Annotated in this window: 14 protein-coding genes and 1 pseudogene; 10 read left to right on the top strand and 5 right to left on the bottom strand. The window is 52.9% G+C overall.

Annotated elements, in window-relative coordinates; translation table 11 throughout:
* Window positions 1-2 precede the first annotated feature (2 nt).
* Window positions 3-941, top strand: a complete 939-nt coding sequence (gene kce, locus ACR0MJ_RS15090) for a 3,5-dioxohexanoate:acetyl-CoA acetone transferase (RefSeq protein WP_480761569.1) — start codon at window positions 3-5, stop codon at window positions 939-941.
* Window positions 942-1,016: 75 nt separating this feature from the next.
* The gene (locus ACR0MJ_RS15085) at window positions 1,017-1,961 is read left to right on the top strand and encodes a YHYH protein (protein ID WP_480761566.1); all 945 of its coding nucleotides are present in this window, start codon (window positions 1,017-1,019) and stop codon (window positions 1,959-1,961) included.
* 45 nt (window positions 1,962-2,006) lie between these two features.
* Here the strand turns inward: ACR0MJ_RS15085 and ACR0MJ_RS15080 are convergent.
* The 3 genes and pseudogenes from ACR0MJ_RS15080 to ACR0MJ_RS15070 form a co-directional block, all read right to left on the bottom strand.
* Window positions 2,007-2,108: pseudogene (locus ACR0MJ_RS15080) on the bottom strand (nuclear transport factor 2 family protein); the annotation flags it as partial.
* Window positions 2,109-2,249: 141 nt separating this feature from the next.
* Window positions 2,250-2,426, bottom strand: a complete 177-nt coding sequence (locus tag ACR0MJ_RS15075; protein WP_480761564.1) for a hypothetical protein — start codon at window positions 2,424-2,426, stop codon at window positions 2,250-2,252.
* Window positions 2,427-2,683: 257 nt separating this feature from the next.
* Window positions 2,684-3,325 (bottom strand): TetR family transcriptional regulator C-terminal domain-containing protein, encoded by a 642-nt coding sequence (locus tag ACR0MJ_RS15070; RefSeq protein WP_170402650.1) that lies wholly within the window; start codon window positions 3,323-3,325, stop codon window positions 2,684-2,686.
* A 190-nt stretch (window positions 3,326-3,515) separates the two neighbouring features.
* Between ACR0MJ_RS15070 and ACR0MJ_RS15065 the strand changes: the two genes are divergently transcribed.
* From ACR0MJ_RS15065 to ACR0MJ_RS15035, 7 genes are all read left to right on the top strand, one after another.
* A complete protein-coding gene (locus tag ACR0MJ_RS15065) occupies window positions 3,516-4,379 on the top strand; it encodes an ABC transporter permease (protein ID WP_480761562.1) in 864 nt (287 codons plus the stop codon).
* Window positions 4,376-5,170 (top strand): ABC transporter permease, encoded by a 795-nt coding sequence (locus tag ACR0MJ_RS15060; RefSeq protein WP_170402644.1) that lies wholly within the window; start codon window positions 4,376-4,378, stop codon window positions 5,168-5,170. The genes ACR0MJ_RS15065 and ACR0MJ_RS15060 overlap by 4 nt, the downstream gene beginning before the upstream one ends.
* Before the next feature lie 20 nt (window positions 5,171-5,190).
* Window positions 5,191-6,306 carry an ABC transporter ATP-binding protein gene (locus tag ACR0MJ_RS15055; RefSeq protein WP_480761559.1) on the top strand — a complete coding sequence of 372 codons (1,116 nt, stop codon included), beginning with the start codon at window positions 5,191-5,193 and terminating at the stop codon, window positions 6,304-6,306.
* On the top strand, window positions 6,303-7,358 hold the full coding sequence (locus ACR0MJ_RS15050; RefSeq protein WP_480761557.1) for an extracellular solute-binding protein: 1,056 nt from the start codon (window positions 6,303-6,305) through the stop codon (window positions 7,356-7,358). The genes ACR0MJ_RS15055 and ACR0MJ_RS15050 overlap by 4 nt, the downstream gene beginning before the upstream one ends.
* Window positions 7,359-7,452: 94 nt before the next feature.
* The gene (locus ACR0MJ_RS15045) at window positions 7,453-9,519 is read left to right on the top strand and encodes an oxidoreductase (protein WP_480761555.1); all 2,067 of its coding nucleotides are present in this window, start codon (window positions 7,453-7,455) and stop codon (window positions 9,517-9,519) included.
* A gap of 8 nt (window positions 9,520-9,527) precedes the next feature.
* Entirely contained in the window at window positions 9,528-10,727 is a 1,200-nt protein-coding gene (locus ACR0MJ_RS15040; protein ID WP_480761553.1) for an aromatic ring-hydroxylating oxygenase subunit alpha, read from the top strand.
* Window positions 10,728-10,752: 25 nt separating this feature from the next.
* Window positions 10,753-12,321 (top strand): trimethylamine methyltransferase family protein, encoded by a 1,569-nt coding sequence (locus tag ACR0MJ_RS15035; RefSeq protein ID WP_480761551.1) that lies wholly within the window; start codon window positions 10,753-10,755, stop codon window positions 12,319-12,321.
* Window positions 12,322-12,357: 36 nt separating this feature from the next.
* Here the strand turns inward: ACR0MJ_RS15035 and ACR0MJ_RS15030 are convergent, their stop codons facing one another.
* Complete coding sequence (locus ACR0MJ_RS15030) at window positions 12,358-13,752, bottom strand: aminotransferase (RefSeq protein ID WP_480761550.1); 1,395 nt, start codon at window positions 13,750-13,752, stop codon at window positions 12,358-12,360.
* A gap of 79 nt (window positions 13,753-13,831) precedes the next feature.
* Here ACR0MJ_RS15030 and ACR0MJ_RS15025 point away from each other — a divergent pair, with 79 nt between their 5' ends.
* Window positions 13,832-14,545, top strand: a complete 714-nt coding sequence (locus ACR0MJ_RS15025) for a TetR/AcrR family transcriptional regulator (RefSeq protein ID WP_480761549.1) — start codon at window positions 13,832-13,834, stop codon at window positions 14,543-14,545.
* 17 nt (window positions 14,546-14,562) lie between these two features.
* On the opposite strand, the gene ACR0MJ_RS15020 is transcribed toward ACR0MJ_RS15025, so the two are convergent.
* On the bottom strand, window positions 14,563-16,374 hold the full coding sequence (locus ACR0MJ_RS15020) for a BCCT family transporter (RefSeq protein ID WP_480761547.1): 1,812 nt from the start codon (window positions 16,372-16,374) through the stop codon (window positions 14,563-14,565).
* Between the last annotated feature and the right edge of the window lie 246 nt (window positions 16,375-16,620).

Below are 16,620 nucleotides of genomic sequence, written 5' to 3'. Positions count from 1 at the left end.
CTATGGCCCTTCAGAAAAAGACCATCATTACATGTGCTGTAACAGGAGCGATCCACACACCAACCATGTCGGATGCGCTTCCGTACACCTATGATGACATCGCGCGGCAGGCGATCGAGGCCGCCGAGGCTGGAGCGTCGATCCTGCATCTTCATGCCCGCAATCCCGAGAACGGTTCTCCATCGGTTGACCCGAACGACTTCGCACCTTTCCTGCCGCGCATCAAACAGGCCACCGACGCGGTTGTGAACCTATCGACCGGTGGATCGCTGACATTATCCATTCAAGACAGGATCAACCCGGCTAAGACTTTCAGCCCAGAAATGTGCTCGATGAATATGGGTTCGATGAACTTCTCGTTTCACCCATTGGCCAACCGGTATGGCGACGACGACTGGAAATTTGATTGGGAGAAGGACTATGTCGCGAATTCCGATCAGAACATCTTTCGCAATACGTTCCGGGACATTCGCGAGGCGGCGGATACGCTTGCGCAGCATGACATAAAATTCGAACACGAATGCTATGATGTCGGCCACTTGTACAATCTGAAATTCTGCATGGACATTGGGCTGTTCAAAGCGCCGATCTTCATTCAGTTCATCTTTGGCATCCTCGGCGGCATTGGACCCGAAGTCGACAATCTGATCTTCATGAAACGTACTGCTGACCGGTTGTTCGGTGACGACTATCGGTGGTCGGTCTTGGGAGCAGGTGGAGCACAGATGTCCCTTGCTACGACGGCAAGCCAGATGGGTGGTAACCTTCGGGTCGGTCTTGAAGACAGCCTATTTATCTCTCGTGGAAAACTGGCCGAATGCAACGCTCAGCAAGTCGTTAAAATCCGACGTATTGTAGAAGATCTGGGCAGTCAGGTCGCGACCCCTGATGAAGCAAGGGAAATTCTGGACTTGAAAGGCGGAGACCGCGTCGCTTTCTGAAGGTAGGATGACCAATGACTACTTTCTTCGACCAACATTTTTTTGGAGTTTACGAAAGCCCAAGGAGATTGAGCCATGCGATTGAAAGTTCTGACATTCAGTGCGCTTCTGACAGGATTTACGGCGGTTCAGGCTCATGCGCAAAACGCAGCTCGGGACATTACCAATCTCTTGCTCAGTAACCGATCAGCAGATTGCGCGGACTATGCTGGCGTGTATTCCGCTTCAGTGGAAGACGTCACCCGCCAGCAACATTTTAACTCCGAACTCGAAATCTCGGCAGATAGTCAGCAGTGTACTCTTAAGACCAATGGCATTCCTAACCATGATTTCAACGGGCCTACAGCCAACTTCGCCAACGATGTAAGGGAATTGTCAGGCACCTTTCGGGTTCCCAGAAATCCAGAAAAAGCCCCCAAACAAACTGCACTGTCGCAACGGAGTTATGATGCCATTTTGTTGAATGGCGTGCCGGTCGATTTGCTCTCGGCCGGGTGTTATCGCCCAAGCGGGCCGCGAGCAGACAAGAATGGCAACGTTTTGGCGGGGTGTCGAGACACGGATCCTTGGCTGCTCGATCCCCCGTCCTACGATCAGTATTTTGGTGTGGATCTTCACAATGCCCACGCCCAGCCCGACGGAAGGTATCATTACCATTCCAATCCAAATGCTCTGTTTTTGGATCACGACCTTGATAAGCCGTCACCAGTTATTGGCTTCGCAGCTGACGGCTTTCCGATCTACGGGACGATATTCAAAGACAGCGATGGCAAAATTAGACCGGCGATCTCTGGCTATGAACTTAAAACCACGCCGAGACCTGCTCCGCCTAAAGGGCCGGGTGGCACTCCGGACGGGACATACATCGACGACTACGAGTTCACCGGGGCTGGCGATCTGGATGAGTGCAATGGCATGACTGTGGATGGTGAGTATGGTTACTATGTCACTACAAGCTATCCATGGGTGCTGAACTGTTTGGTCGGACAACCTGACCAGTCATTTGACAAAAGACGGTGAGTTGTCTTGGCTCTTCCAATCACCGAAAGTCTATTAGAGTCAAGTTTACAAGCTCTCAAAAACTTTGATGGCGCCATCTGATTTGTCTGTGTGGTGATGGGCAATCGTCCAACTGCCCCCAATACGGCGAAATACGTTTGTGGCTCTGGGTGCGACTTCGACCCGTTTGCTTCAAGGGAGGAAAGTCCCTTTTTCTAACCCAACTTCGTAAACAAAGTCACCAAATGTGAAGATGATGCGTTCCTTCATTTCAACCATCCCACATTCAAAAAATTCTGCGGCATTCTTCTATGCAATCCAAATAGCATCCAAGCCCACTTCGCTCCCACCATTGGGGCGCATCGCTGTAACGCCATGGCTAAGTAACCATACGCTGCTCATTGGTCTCGGATTCTTGTTGAACACGCTATTCTGCGCCGAACAAATTTCTTCAGACGCAGCAAGAATTTCGTCGTTTTGTGCCATGAACCTTCTCAGAAACTCAATTTGGCTAACCGCCACGTTAGTTGGTTCGAGACGACCGTGTTCCTGAGACCGCTGTTGGTGATGGCAGTTAGGTCAACGTCAAGGCCATGGCCGGAAGATCGTACGCGGCTTTTTTGCTGAATGTTGCAGCCTGTTCGAATGAACATTATGTGCCACTTCCATGTATCCATCTCGCTGGTTGAAAGACTGATACTATCCACTTCTAAAGTGGCCAGAAAGAAAGCTTGTCGCAAGTTTTACTCAAACAAAAGGGCCCCTTGTAGGTCAAAGTGTTTCGGGAACATTGCGTGCAGAAATCTAAAAACAATTCTCATTGCTTCGTCGCGATCGAATGAATCCGGGTGGAGTAGGTAATCTGTCCACATGCCTTCCAGCATTGCGAGTGTGCCGTGCGTAGCATCCCTAGCAACTTGATTAGGGTGTTCGGTTCCAGCTTCTTTCGCAATTCGAGCGAAAGCGTTGAAAACCAGATTACGAAGCTTAGCATCGCGGGTATCTGAAAACGCAGCGATTGCCGCTCTGTTTCGGGCCTCGCCTCGAAACGCGTACCAAATGGAAACATTTTTCTTATTGAGAATGGCTTCACTCAAGTCGCCCCGAACAATCATCTCAATATGTTCTTGTCCGGTTTGCCCAGTCGTTTCCAACAGGTCATAAATTCCATTGTAGTATTGTTCGGATGAATAGCGGGCCGCTTCGTCAACCAAATTGTCTTTACCGCCAAAATGAAGGTGAATCATGCCGCGGGACAGTTCGGCGCGTTGAATGATTTCGCTGACGGAAGTCTCGGAAATCCCTTTTTCTGCAACCGAGTCGAGTACTGCCTCGATCAGGGAAAGGCGGTTTCGCTCGCGTATTTCTTGTCGTCTTCCAGTCATTGGATCAGGCGGCTCTGTTTGTTTTCAGTCTCTTGCGGTGTCTTCTAATGGCCAGTGTGAAATTGGCCATCCCCAGTTGCGAAATTATCAGTTGACACAGCTAGTCCAAAAATTCCAGATTTAAATGGACAATTGTCCATTTTGTGATCGACATTGTCGTGCCACCGAAAACGAAGCTCAGCAGGGAAGCATGGCCGGAGTACTACGAAGTGAAACGGGCAAGGGCCTGGCACTGAGCGCGCCTGCGACGCTCTATGTCGGCCTGCTCGTGGCTGTTCCGCTTTGCATTCTTGTCGCATACAGCTTTTGGACCCAGACCTATGTCGAGATTGACCGCACACTGACCTTGGCGAATTACCAAGAGGCGTTTACCGACCCGCTGGTTCGACATCTGATGATCCGGTCGGTTGCGATTGCGGGGGCAGTGACATTGGCGACGGTCGGTCTGGCCTATCCGATTGCCTACTTCATCGCGTTTCGGACGCAGAAAAAAACCCTCTGGCTATTGCTGATTACCATCCCGTTTTGGAGCAGCTACCTGCTGCGGGTGTTCAGTTGGAAATTGATCCTTGGCTTCAATGGGGTGATGAACTCAGCATTGATTTCGCTGGGGCTGATACAGGAGCCGCTGACATTCCTGCTCTACAATGAATTCGCCGTTGTCCTTACACTTGCACATGCCTGGGCGCCGTTTGCGATCCTGCCGATTTATGTGTCGCTGCAAAAGATCGACCGCAGCCTCTTGGAGGCCGCAACCGATTTAGGGTGCAGCAAGTTAGAACGGTTTGTGCGCGTAACTTTGCCCCTGACGGTGCCAGGGATCATCGCCGCTTGCTTGATCATATTCATCCCCACGGTTGGCGACTATGTCACGCCAGCCCTGGTCGGCGGTTCGCAGGGAAAAATGGTGGCCAATTTGATCCAGGTTCAGTTTGGCGCGGCCAATAATTGGCCATTGGGTGCAACCCTGTCCCTGCTTGCCATGCTTTCGGTCGGTTGCGTCGCAATCCTGTTTGTGGTGGTCGTCACCGCACTGGGGCGGAGGATCAGATGACCAAGGCTATTCGTATCCCATGGTTGCTTGTTTATGCGATCGCCTATCTGGTGTTTCTGTACCTGCCAGTTCTGCTCTTGCCGCTGTTTTCATTTAATGACGGAACCATCGTGGCTTTCCCGCTAAAGGGGTTCACGTTGAAGTGGTACGCGCAGTTGGGTCAGCAAGACACGTTGCTGCAGGCGATGGTCAATTCGCTGATCGTCGGCAGTGTGACTGCCTTGATGGCGACGTCTCTGGGCCTGTTCGCCGCGCGCGCCTATGTCCGGTACCGTTTCAAAGGACGGGAGTTCTCCGAAGGTCTGGTCATGCTCCCGCTGGTCGTGCCCGGTATCATTGTCGCCAGCTCGATGCTGGTTCTGTTCATCAGTATCGGTTTGAAGCCATCGCTGACAACGGTGATCCTTGGGCATGTGTTCGTGGCACTGCCCTTCTCCGTGTCGATCATGAAATCTGCATTTGACGATTTCGACCAGTCTTTGGAGGAGGCCGCGTTCGACCTTGGTGAAAGCGTCGTGGGTACGTTTCGGCGTGTTACCTTGCCAATCGTCGCGCCCGGCATCATCGCCAGCCTGCTGGTGACGTTCACCGTGTCGTTTGATGAATTTGTCCTGGCCTTTTTCCTATCCGGGAACAGCCCGACATTGCCGGTCTATATCTGGAGCCAGATCCGCTTTCCGGCAAAATTGCCCAACACGTTGGCGCTGGGGTCGCTGCTTTTACTGTCTTCAGTCCTGCTGCTGTTGATTGCCGAATACTTCCGCCGCCGTTCCATCCAATCCTCTGATTGAAGCCAAAGGAAACGAGTAAGATGAGCGAACAGAACATCATCGAGATTCAGGGCGTCGAAAAACGCTTTGGTTCCTTTGTGGCTGTGTCTGATCTGAACCTGACCTTGAAAGAGGGTGAGTTCTTTTCGCTGCTTGGGCCTTCGGGCTGCGGTAAGACAACAGCGTTGCGCATTATTGCAGGTTTTCAAGATCACGAAGAAGGAGAGATCCGGATCGATGGTCGAACGATGGGAGAGGTGCCTGCCAACAAGCGACCCACTAATATGGTGTTCCAAAGCTATGCGATCTTCCCGCACCTGAATGTCGGTGACAATGTTGGCTTCGGATTGCGCAAGACAAAGCTCTCGCGGAGGGAAATCAAAGAACGCGTAGCCGAGGCGCTTGAGATGGTGGAACTTGGCGGTTTGCAGGACCGCAAGGCCAATGAATTGTCGGGCGGTCAGCGGCAGCGCGTGGCACTTGCTCGAGCGCTAGTGATGCGGCCCAAGGTGTTATTGCTGGATGAGCCTTTATCCGCGCTGGATAAGAACCTGCGGGAAGCGATGCAATTGGAGATGCGTCGCCTTCAGCAGAAGCTTGGAATTACTTTCGTCATGGTCACGCACGACCAGTACGAGGCAATGACCATGTCCGACCGCATCGGCGTCATGTTCGCTGGACAACTCAAACAAGTGGATAAGCCAGAGGTCCTGTATTCCCAACCCTGTAACCGGGAAGTGGCTTCTTTCATCGGCGGAATGAACTTTCTGGATGCCGAAGTGACTGCAGAGAATTCTGAAACGCTTGATGTCAACGTTAAGGGCTTTGGGAAGATGACGATTGGAGTGAACCCAAACGTTCAGGTGCATGACAAGGAGCTTCTGGTCGGCGTACGGCCCGAGCAATTGGAGATCAGCGCCGAAAAACCGGATGGGTACGACGCTCTTGTTCAGGGCGAGGTGTCGGACGTCGCCTTCTATGGTGAAAGCGTCCACTATTACGTGCGCGTCGACGGTTTGAAGGACAGCATAGCCGTCGCCGTACCAAACTACTTTCACACAGTCGATCACAGCCGGGGCGATACCGTCTGGCTGGGCGTTCAAAGCGCCTCGGTGATCGATTTAGGAAAACATGAATCTTTGGGAGGAGATAAATGAGTAAAACAGCATCACTTGCGGCAGCAGTTGTTGCCACCTTTACGGCCAGCCAAGCTCTGGCGAACGCCGCCGATCTGACCGTTTTCGACTGGTCCGGATATGAGGATCAGGGTTTCTATGGCGATTATGTCGAAAAGTACGGCGGCGCGCCCAGCTACACCTATTTTGGCAGCGTGGAAGAAGCGTTCACCAAGCTTCAGTCTGGGTTTGAAGCCGATTTGGCACACCCCTGCACAGACGCCCTGAGAAAATGGGTGGCGGCAGACATGATCAAGCCGATCGACACCAGTAAGCTGGAGAACTGGGACAAACTGATGCCCAAGATCAAAGAGGTCGATGGCATCACCATCGATGGGCAGACCTACATGGTTCCGTTCGAATGGGGCAATACTGGTCTTATCTATCGAACCGATATGATTTCGGCTGACGATGTTTCGCTGCAATTGCTTGCCGATCCCGCCTATCAGGGCAAAGTCGCCATTCCGGACGCCGCTTCCAGTGCCTTTGCAATGGCGGCATTGGCAACTGGCGCTTCCAGCTATACAGATATGAGTGACGAGGAGTTTCAAAAAGCAGCGGACTATCTGCGGGCGATTCATCCGAATGTGCGCTTTTATTGGTCTGACGCCGGCCAACTGGATCAGGCAATTGCCAGCGGTGAGGTCACGCTGGGTTGGGGATGGAACCAATCGGAACTGAACCTGATCTGGAACGAAACCCCAGCTGTCATGATGCGTGATGTGGACAAAGGCATCGCAACTTGGGTCTGCGGTTATGTGCATCTGAAATCTGCCAAGCAGTCGGATGAGCAAGTCTATGACATGCTGAACGCGCTTAGCTCTGCCGCAAGCGGTAAATACATCATCGAAAGCTGGGGATACGCCCACGCCAACGAGGACGCGTTTGCCCAAGCTGACCCGGAACTGATCGAAACCTACGGGTTCTCGGATGTGGACAGCTTCTTTGAAGGCAGCCTGTTCTTTGACGCGGTTAACCCCGAGCTGGAGGCCAAGATGTTGAAGGAATTCGAGCGCATCAAAGCTGGCTTCTAAGGACACCTTTACAACACAGCCGGGAATGGTGGGGACGTAGGAAACCTTCCATTCCCACGAAACTATTTCCGATTTTCTTGGAGGAAGCGCGGTAATGTCAGGCGCTGACGGATATTCTGTTCTCTTCGAACCGGTTCAGATCGGGCCAGTAACGGCTCGAAACCGGTTCTACCAGGTGCCCCACTGCAATGGTTTGGGTCATTTGCGACCTCAGGCCGAAGCTGCCATGCGGGCGATGAAAGCCGAGGGCGGTTGGGCGGTTGTATCCACTCAGGAGGCCGAGATTCATCCGACTTCGGATTTGTCTCCTTATTCTGAAAACCGAATTTGGGACGATCAGGATATTCCCGCACTGCGTCTAATAACCAACTCAATTCATGAGAAGGGATCGCTTGCGGCCATCCAATTGGCGCATAACGGGCACCATGCCCAAAACCACCTGACCCGTGCGCCCCTGCTGGCCCCGTCAGAACTTGTCCTGCAGACCCCATACCCGAAACAGGCCAGAGCCATGGACAAGTCGGATATTCGTGAGTTCCGCAAGTGGCATCGCGCTGCGGCTCGTCGCTCGCGCGAAGCCGGATTCGACATTGTGTATGTCTATGCCGGGCATCACATGACATTGCCTCATCATTTTCTGCTGCCACAGTTCAATGATCGGACGGATGAATATGGAGGTTCGTTGGAGAACCGGGTGCGACTGACCCGCGAGCTTCTGGAAGAAACCAAGGAGGAGGTTGGAGACAATTGCGCCATTGCCCTGCGGTTTGCGGTTGATGAAATGCTTGGGTCAGACGGCATGCAAGCGCAGGAAGAAGGCCGTGCTGTAGTCGAATTGCTGGCCGAGCTTCCAGACCTTTGGGATGTTAACGTGGCGGATTGGAGCAACGATTCTGCGACGACCCGGTTCGAGCCCCGCGACGGCTTTCAAACCTCATATATCGAATTTGTGAAACAAGTGACCTCTAAGCCTGTTGTCGGCGTCGGGCGTCTAACGTCTCCGGACTTGATGGCGTCACTGGTCAGGAAGGGTATCCTTGATTTTATCGGCGCGGCGCGACCATCCATCGCTGATCCGTTTCTGCCCAACAAGATCAAGGAAGGTCGCATCGAAAAAATCCGCGAATGCATCGGTTGTAATATCTGTGTTTCATCCGATTCTCTCGGCGTCCCCATACGCTGCACACAAAACCCGACTATGGGCGAAGAGTGGCGGAGGAAATGGCATCCTGAGATCATTGAGCGTCGGGTAGAAGAGGAAGCTGCGCTCGTTGTCGGCAGCGGACCAGCCGGGCTTGAATGCGCCATGCAATTGGCGCGTCGGGGCTACGAGGTAACTCTGGCGGAGGCAAAGCAAGAGCTTGGCGGCCGTGTGCTGCAGGAAGCTAGCCTGATCGGGCTATCCGCCTGGAAGCGCGTGACAGATCACAGAATTTACGACCTGCAACAACGCGGGAACGTTCATCTGTTCACCGACAGCCGACTGTCAGCCAGTGAGGTCGTCGAACTGGGTATTACGAACGTCTTTGTTGCAACGGGCGCAAAATGGCGACGAGACGGGCGCGGAAAATCTGCATTCCACGGTGTGTCAATCGATTCAGGTTCTCAGGTTTTCACTCCGGATGATGTTATGGCCGGGGTCATGCTGCAGGACGGCCCGATTGTGGTCTACGATGATGATCAAGCCTATCTCGGTGGAGTCTTGGCGGATCATTTGGCTCAGGCCGGGCGAGAGGTTTTCTTTGTGACGCCGGCCTCAATAGTTTCGCCGTTTACCGAATTGACGTTGGAGCAGACTAAAGTGCAACGCAGTCTGTTGGAAAAAGGCGTTCACCTAAATCTGTCCCAGACTTTGGTCGATGTCGCGCCAGGTCAGGCGACATTGCAGTGCGTCTACACGGGGCGAGAGAATTTCATTGAATGCGGCTCCGTCGTTCTGGTGACGCAACGAATGCGAGAAACCGCCCTTTACGACAAGCTTTGCGGGTTGAATGAAAGTCCGCTGCGTACGTTGGAATTAATCGGAGATGCCGCGAACCCGGGCTTGATCGCGGACGCTGTATACTCGGGTCACATGGCTGCTCGAAATTTCGAACGTAACGCGGACGACATCGACCGTGAATTCTTCCGCCGGGAAATCGTTTCCCTTGAATCTGCATGAGGTGCGCAATGCCAAAAGATGACTTGCAAGTAATGCGCGACTTGATGGACGCGCAACGGGAGGGGTTCGCCTTGCCTCGACACTTCTATACGTCTCAAGCAGTATACGAGAACGATATCGAAGCGTTCTGGAACCGTAACTGGATCTGGGTCGGCCACGTTAGTCAGGTCGTTGAACCGGGCGACTATTTCCTGTTCGACTATGGGCCCGAGTCCATCATTGTCGTTCGGGATCGTGAGGGCGAGGTGCGAGCGCATTTGAACGTATGTCGCCACCGAGGATCGCGGGTTTGCATTGAACAGCAAGGCAAGGTGCGCAACTTCATATGCCCTTATCATGCATGGACTTTTGACCTGAACGGCAAGCTACGAAACGGGCGATCGATGGGACAGGACTTTGACCCTAGCCAGTACGGGTTGTTCCCTGTTCAGGTGAAGATTTTTCAGAGCCTGATCTTTGTCTGCGCCACAGAAGATGCTCCGCCGCTGGATGCTGCCCTGGAAAGGCTGGCCCCGCTTTCGAAGCCGTTCGATTTTGAAAACCTGAAAGTCGCGCACGAGGCATCATACCCGGTTCCGGCGAACTGGAAACTGGCCCTTGAGAACTACTTGGAATGCTATCACTGCGCGCCGTCCCATCAGGACTATTCGCGTAGCCATTCCCTGAAAGATCCAGCCCAGGTTCTGGAGTTTAGCGGGGCATTGAATGAACGGATGAAAGAAGCCGGAGTGCCCACCGAGGAACTTGATCTGACAGGAGAAAATGCGGACGCGCCGGGCGCAGATGTTTATTGGCGGCGCTACCCTTTGTTCCCCGGCTATGTGACCGGCAGCAAGGATGGAGCGCCTCTGGCGCCGCCTTTGGGCGAACTGAAATCCCACGATGGCGGAGCAACTGATCTGGGGATCGGCACACTGAACTACTTCCTCGTCTATGCAGATCACATGGTCGGGTATCGCTTCGTCCCTCGCGAGCTGCAGGAAACGGATATTCAGATCGTTTGGTACGTACGCGGAGGCGCTGAAGAGGGTCGCGACTATGACAAGGATACTCTGACGTGGCTTTGGCATGTCACGTCGCTCGATGACGAGCGGATCATACGACACAATCAGGAAGGCGTGAACTCGCACCATTTCGTCCCAGGGCCGTTGTCCGAGATGGAGTGGAGCATCCCCGGGTTTTATCGCAATTACTTCAGCATGATCTGACACGCTCAGAATTCGGAGAAATACTATGACAGAGTTGACGAAGCGCAGATCAAGACGGCGCGGGGGTGGGCGTGAAGCACGTGCAGCTGTGCGAACCAGCAACGTCGCCTCGCAAGCAATCTGGCCGGGCATTTCGGGTGGGCGGTACAAGCCCCTTTCAGACGCTGACATGTCGCGCATTCATGAAGCCGCTCTTGGCATTCTGGAGCGTACGGGTGTCGGTGATCCAACGCAGGAAGTTCTTGATCTCGTGCTGCCCAAAGGGGCGATGGTGAACGAGCATGGTAGGTTGTGCTTCCCTCGCGCGTTGATGGAAGACCTTTTGGCGAAGGCTGCCAGCGAGTTCTATGTCCACGCACGCGGCTCGCGAGCCGGTAAGGACGACATGCACTGCACCAAGGACAAGGTGTATTACGCAAACTCCGGTACTGCTGTGACAACTTTCGACGCGGAGACTCGCAGTTTCCGGCCATCAACACTCAAGGACATTTACGACTTTACCCGATTGGTTGACCGGCTCGACAACATCCACATGACCGGTGATACGGTTCTGGCAACGGATGTGCCGCAGGACTACGAGCATGACATGAGCATGCTCTACGCCATTCTGGCGGGTAGCGAAAAACCATCTTGCCTGACGTTCCGTACTCGAGAGCACATTCAGGACGCGATTCATCTGTTCGATCTGGCATCAGGCGGGGAGGGCAAATTCTTCGAGAAACCCTCGGTCATTTTTGGCGGTTGTCCCATAGTGTCCCCGCTCCGGTTCGGGCGGGAAAATTTGGAGATCCTGATTGATACAGCGAAGATGGGGCTTGTCTGCGATTTGGCTGTTCCACCGCAAGCTGGGGCGACGTCGCCTGCGCCTCTGGCCGGGACTTTGGCGCAAGCCGTCGCCGAGACTCTATCTTGCGTCGCCATTGCCAACCTGATTAACCCGGGCACCCCCGTTGTCTTTGCAGCTTGGCCGTTTATTACCGATCTGCGCACTGGATCGTTTACAGGCGGCAGTGGTGAGCAGGCGTTGATATCCGCGGCAGCTATCCAAATGGGCAATTTCTACAACCTGCCGACCAGCGTCGGATGTGGTATGACGGATTCCAAAATCCCCGATGCGCAATATGGTCTAGAAAAAGCTCTGACATTCGCTTTGGCGGCTCATGCCGGTGCCAACCGGCTCTGCGAGTTTGGCGGAATGCTCGGCAGCCTGATGGGCTGTAGCTTTGAGTCGATGGTCATCGACAACGAAGCTGCGGGCATGATCTCACGGACGCTTCGCGGGATTGAGGTGAGTGATGAAACGCTTTCAGTCGACGTCATCCATGAATGCGCGATCAATCCCGGACATTTCCTCGGTAATACTCAGACATTGCAGTACATGGAAACCGAGTATGTCTACCCGACACTGATGGACCGCGAGCTGACTGATACTTGGGAGAAAGCGGGTCGTCAGGACATGTTCGAGCGTAGCCGATCCGTTGTGGATGACATTCTGTCCAATCACTATCCGAACTACTTTGGCAGCAAGGTGGACGAAGAGGTTCGGTCCAGGTTCCCGATCAAATTGCCCCCCGAGGCAATGCGCGCTGGGTAAGCGCTGCTGCAGGTAGGGCAGGCTTCGCGGTTGCTCCTATGTTCTGAATACGCCTTGGCGCGTCAGGTCGTCGGTTGCCAGCCGGATTCCTTTTTCAAGGATGTCAAACATCTCGTTCAACTCGCCCTCCGTGATGATCAGCGGAGGGGAGAACACACACATGTTGATGATGGGCCGCAGGATCAGCCCGTTTTCCTGGCAATGGTGATCAATCATAGCGCCAACCGATTTATCTAGATCCAATAAATTGTTAGCTTCGGCGTCCGCAACGCATTCAACGCATCCAACCAGCCCCATACCGCGGGCATCGCCGACCAGTGGCAAGTCGGCCAGAGCCTGTAGGCGCTCTTCAAAAAGCGGAGTGATTGTGCGGACATGTTCCAGAATGCCGTCGCGCTCCATGATTTCAATAGTTTTCAATCCCGCTGCCGCGCTCACTGGATGGCCCGAATAGGTGAAGCCGTTTGAAAAAGTAGCGTTCCGCCCGTGGTCTCCGCTCACATCTGCAATCAGCCGATCAGAGATGATGCACGCCCCCATAGGTACGTACCCGGACGTCATGCCTTTGGCGCAAGTGATGATGTCGGGTTGAATTCCAAAGACGTCTTCAGAAGCAAACCAGTGTCCAAGCCTCCCAAATCCGGTCACGACCTCGTCTGAAATATACAGGACATCGTATTTCTGGCAGATTTCCAGACAGCGCTGATGATATCCTTGTGGAGGCACAATGACGCCACCAGAGCACAAGATCGGTTCAGCGATGAAAGCAGCGACCTTGTCTGCGCCGGTCTGTAAGATCATGTTTTCCAGATCCGCTATTTTTTCGTCCAGAAAGTCGTCAACCGTCTGATCGGAGCGACGAGTATACGGATTAACATTCGGCAGGAAGCGCGTCAGCTGACTTGCCTGGTCCAGCCAACCTTTGTCACGCTCTTTTCCGGACACCGAGGCCGCCAGATACGTCGATCCGTGATAAGCTTTCTGCCGCGATATCACGATTTTCTTTTCAGGTTTTCCCAGCAGGTTATTGCGAAATTGCACAAACCGCAGAGCGCTATCCACGGCCGTTGAACCTCCTGTTGTAAAGAACACGTGGTTCAGGTCACCCGGGGTTCTCTGGGCAATTTCATGTGCCAACCGGGCCGGAGCCGAGTTGGCATTATTGAACGGCGAAAAATACGCCATCTCTTTCGCCTGCTGCGCCATCGCGTCGGCAATCTCGGTGTTTCCATAGCCCAATTGAATGCACCACATACCAGCAGGGCCGTCTATCAGGCGCTTTCCGTCCTCTGTCACGACGTGAACGCCAAGACCGCTTTCGGCAAAGGTCCGTTCGTTTTGGCCCAGATGTGCCATGCCCTCCCACGGGTGCAGAAAGTTCTCGTTGTCCCAATTGCGTATGGATTGAAAGTCGGAGTTCGATAGGGTCATAGGCCACCGTGATGTAATAAATATCACAAAATGAACGAGCATTCATTCAATGTCAATCCTTGAACCTCCGCTCTGTTAAATGCGAAAAGATCAAGAAAGCGCACCCCAGAAAAGGACAAGTAAAATTACTCTCGAGCCCGATACTCCAGCAAACGCACGGGAACTCAGCAGGTTGCAGAACCGAAGTCAGTTGATCCAATCGGCTGCAGACGCCATCTATAAATACGGAATTCGCGGCACAACCGCGGCAAGAATCCAAGAGTTGTCGGGATTGTCGCAAGGGATGATAAACCTACACTTTGGCTCCAAGGAAAAGCTGCTGCTTGCGGTGGCTGAGGAACTGTCAGTCCGCTACGCGGGGCAGTGGAAGGCCATTGCAATAAATCCAGAGTTAGACCCGGCAGACAAGCTAATCTCTATCATTAAGGCAGATTTCGACCCCTTAGTCCTTAATGCGCGGGACGTTTCGATCTGGTTTTCCTTTCGGGCTGAAGCGTTCTCAAACCCAAACGTTTTTCCTTTCATCGACTCGCGAGACAAAGGTTTCCGCGCGGTGATCCTGGAGCTGTTGGAACAAATAAAGGACGAAGGCGAGTACGAGGACATAGACGTCAAACTTGCAACAGACGCGTTGGTTGCTTTGTTGGAAGGGCTTTGGACCGACTACCATTTGCACTCGGATATCTTCAAACCCTCGGAGGCCTTGAAGATCTGCCTGTTTGTGCTGCAGTCGATTTTTCCAAAACACTTTAGCGCTAGTCGATCCGCGGGTGCAGGTGACTTAAGTGACTAGGAACTAATCTCGGTCAATCACGAATCCGTCTGTGTCTCATGGTGAAATCGACGCAAGTCGTTGATCATTGCTTTGGCCAAAGAGACGCACATAAGCAGTAAAACAACACTGAACGGCAGTGCCCCGATGATCATCGAATTGGTCAATGCCTCTAATCCACCGCCGCCCGCGACCAGCAGAGTTCCAATTACAAGGGTTAGAAGAACACCCCAGAGGATACGATGAAGCAGGCCCGTGTCTTCAGACCCGCCGGACATGATCGTGTTCATCACAAGGATGCCAGAGTCGGCGGATGTGACAAGGAAGGTCATGGTTAACAGAATACACATGACACTCACTACCGCGAGCAGGTCACCCGATATCATTTCCCCCAAGGTGACGAACAGTGTTGCCGTCGTTGATGCCGCAATGATTGATCCATTGGCATCTCCATTCAGTTCCAAATCGATGGCGGCCCCGCCCAGAATGGCCATCCATGCGAAACAAACCAGGGACGGGGTAATGACCGCACCAAGTATAAATTCGCGCACAGTCCGCCCTCTTGAGATACGCGCTAAGAAAAGTCCGACAAAGGGCGAAAACGCGATCCACCATGCCCAATAAAATGTAGTCCATCCGGCCTGCCATCCAAACAACCTTCCGCTTGTACCCGCGTTATAAACTGCAGTCTTGGTCGCATCAGAAAGACCGGCTGTTTCGTTGCTCAAACCCTCAAGAAAGGTTGCTTTTGTTCCCCATGGATCAGTTGCACCCGCAAAGAGTTCGCCGACAAAGGGTGCCGCTTCTGCAGGCAATACTGAGGCAAACTCGACTTCGGAAATCGGTCGAAAAGCTTGGAAGCTCAGAGGGACAAAATTTTTGATATAGTCAACCAGCGCTGTAGCATAGGTCGTCGCCGCAAACACGAATGAGCCATAAGCAATGAATACCACCAGCAATACCAGTGAAAAGAGAAGATTAATATTTGACAAGTATTTGACACCACGCCCGACGCCAGAGACGGCAGAGAGTGTCGACATAATCATAACAACGATCAACGCCGTTATTAGGCCGGCGGTTGACGGGATCATATTGGTTACTTCTTTCTCCACAAGCCAATTCGCTCCGGTAATTAGAAACGCACCATCCACCAATTGAGAAACGCCATAACCGATCGTTACCGCTACGCCGAGTATTGTCGCAACGACTCCGAGTATATCGATCACATGGCCTGCAACACCATTTGAATATTCTCCAAGCAACGGGGTCAGTGCGGTGCGGATTGTCAGCGGCATGCCTCTGGTAGATGCGTAGTAGGCAAGGCTAAGGCCGGTGACGACGTATATTGCCCAGGCGTGAAATCCGGTGTGCAAAAAAGTATAGCGGTAGGCTCCTTCAATCGCGTCTTCGCTTTTGGGCGTGACTTCCCCGGAAATAGTCAGTGGATTGGTTTCCCAAAGGCCAAGTGGTTCAGCGGTTGCATAGACCATTAGGCCCACGCCCAGACCCGCCCCAAACATCATCGAAAACCAAGAGAAGTTAGAAAATTCCGGTTTCTCATCTTCTAAACCCAGCCTCATTCGGCCGGTTGAAGGAATGAGCGCGATAAGGAAAAGGAAAAGTACAAACAATCCAACGGAAAGATTGTAGAATGTATTGAACTCGGACAGAATTCCTGACTTCCAAGATCGCAGTGTATCATTGGCTGATAGTGGCCAAACCAGCGCCCAGAGAACGAGTAGAGAAACCGAGAGTTTGCTTACCAGCGCAATCGGAAGGCAATACCCTTTGTAAAAGCCGGTCCGCCGAGTTCTTATTTTGAGGTCTGTGAAAGGTTCTTGAAGCGCCATGTTTTTCCGGTCTTACATAAATTGACTGCTTTGCTCGCCGCGCTGCCAGTCGCTGGGGTCCAGACTATTTTATTCTCAGCCTGAATAGGAGTGTGGTAGCGGGATCGATAGCTGAGAGGAAAAGCTTTTATTCGCAAACGGCAAAACCTATGCGGTTACTGAAAATTGAATGACCTAGAATCAAAGGTTTTGTCATTTGGCATCCAAAGTCGTTCTACTGGCGATAGCCCCTTCATTTTTTTTGTT

The sequence above is a fragment of the Ruegeria sp. C6 genome, assembly GCF_056537625.1.
Note: the sequence above shows the minus strand (reverse complement) of the source record. Positions and strands in the feature narration are given on the sequence as shown.

Excerpts from the sequence above, each read along its gene's own strand:
- kce (WP_480761569.1), top strand. The coding sequence starts at position 3 with ATGGCCCTTCAGAAAAAGACCATCATTACATGTGCTGTAACAGGAGCG.
- ACR0MJ_RS15085 (WP_480761566.1), top strand. The coding sequence starts at position 1,017 with ATGCGATTGAAAGTTCTGACATTCAGTGCGCTTCTGACAGGATTTACG.
- ACR0MJ_RS15075 (WP_480761564.1), bottom strand. The coding sequence starts at position 2,426 with ATGGCACAAAACGACGAAATTCTTGCTGCGTCTGAAGAAATTTGTTCG.
- ACR0MJ_RS15070 (WP_170402650.1), bottom strand. The coding sequence starts at position 3,325 with ATGACTGGAAGACGACAAGAAATACGCGAGCGAAACCGCCTTTCCCTG.
- ACR0MJ_RS15065 (WP_480761562.1), top strand. The coding sequence starts at position 3,516 with ATGGCCGGAGTACTACGAAGTGAAACGGGCAAGGGCCTGGCACTGAGC.
- ACR0MJ_RS15060 (WP_170402644.1), top strand. The coding sequence starts at position 4,376 with ATGACCAAGGCTATTCGTATCCCATGGTTGCTTGTTTATGCGATCGCC.
- ACR0MJ_RS15055 (WP_480761559.1), top strand. The coding sequence starts at position 5,191 with ATGAGCGAACAGAACATCATCGAGATTCAGGGCGTCGAAAAACGCTTT.
- ACR0MJ_RS15050 (WP_480761557.1), top strand. The coding sequence starts at position 6,303 with ATGAGTAAAACAGCATCACTTGCGGCAGCAGTTGTTGCCACCTTTACG.
- ACR0MJ_RS15045 (WP_480761555.1), top strand. The coding sequence starts at position 7,453 with ATGTCAGGCGCTGACGGATATTCTGTTCTCTTCGAACCGGTTCAGATC.
- ACR0MJ_RS15040 (WP_480761553.1), top strand. The coding sequence starts at position 9,528 with ATGCCAAAAGATGACTTGCAAGTAATGCGCGACTTGATGGACGCGCAA.
- ACR0MJ_RS15035 (WP_480761551.1), top strand. The coding sequence starts at position 10,753 with ATGACAGAGTTGACGAAGCGCAGATCAAGACGGCGCGGGGGTGGGCGT.
- ACR0MJ_RS15030 (WP_480761550.1), bottom strand. The coding sequence starts at position 13,752 with ATGACCCTATCGAACTCCGACTTTCAATCCATACGCAATTGGGACAAC.
- ACR0MJ_RS15025 (WP_480761549.1), top strand. The coding sequence starts at position 13,832 with ATGCGAAAAGATCAAGAAAGCGCACCCCAGAAAAGGACAAGTAAAATT.
- ACR0MJ_RS15020 (WP_480761547.1), bottom strand. The coding sequence starts at position 16,374 with ATGGCGCTTCAAGAACCTTTCACAGACCTCAAAATAAGAACTCGGCGG.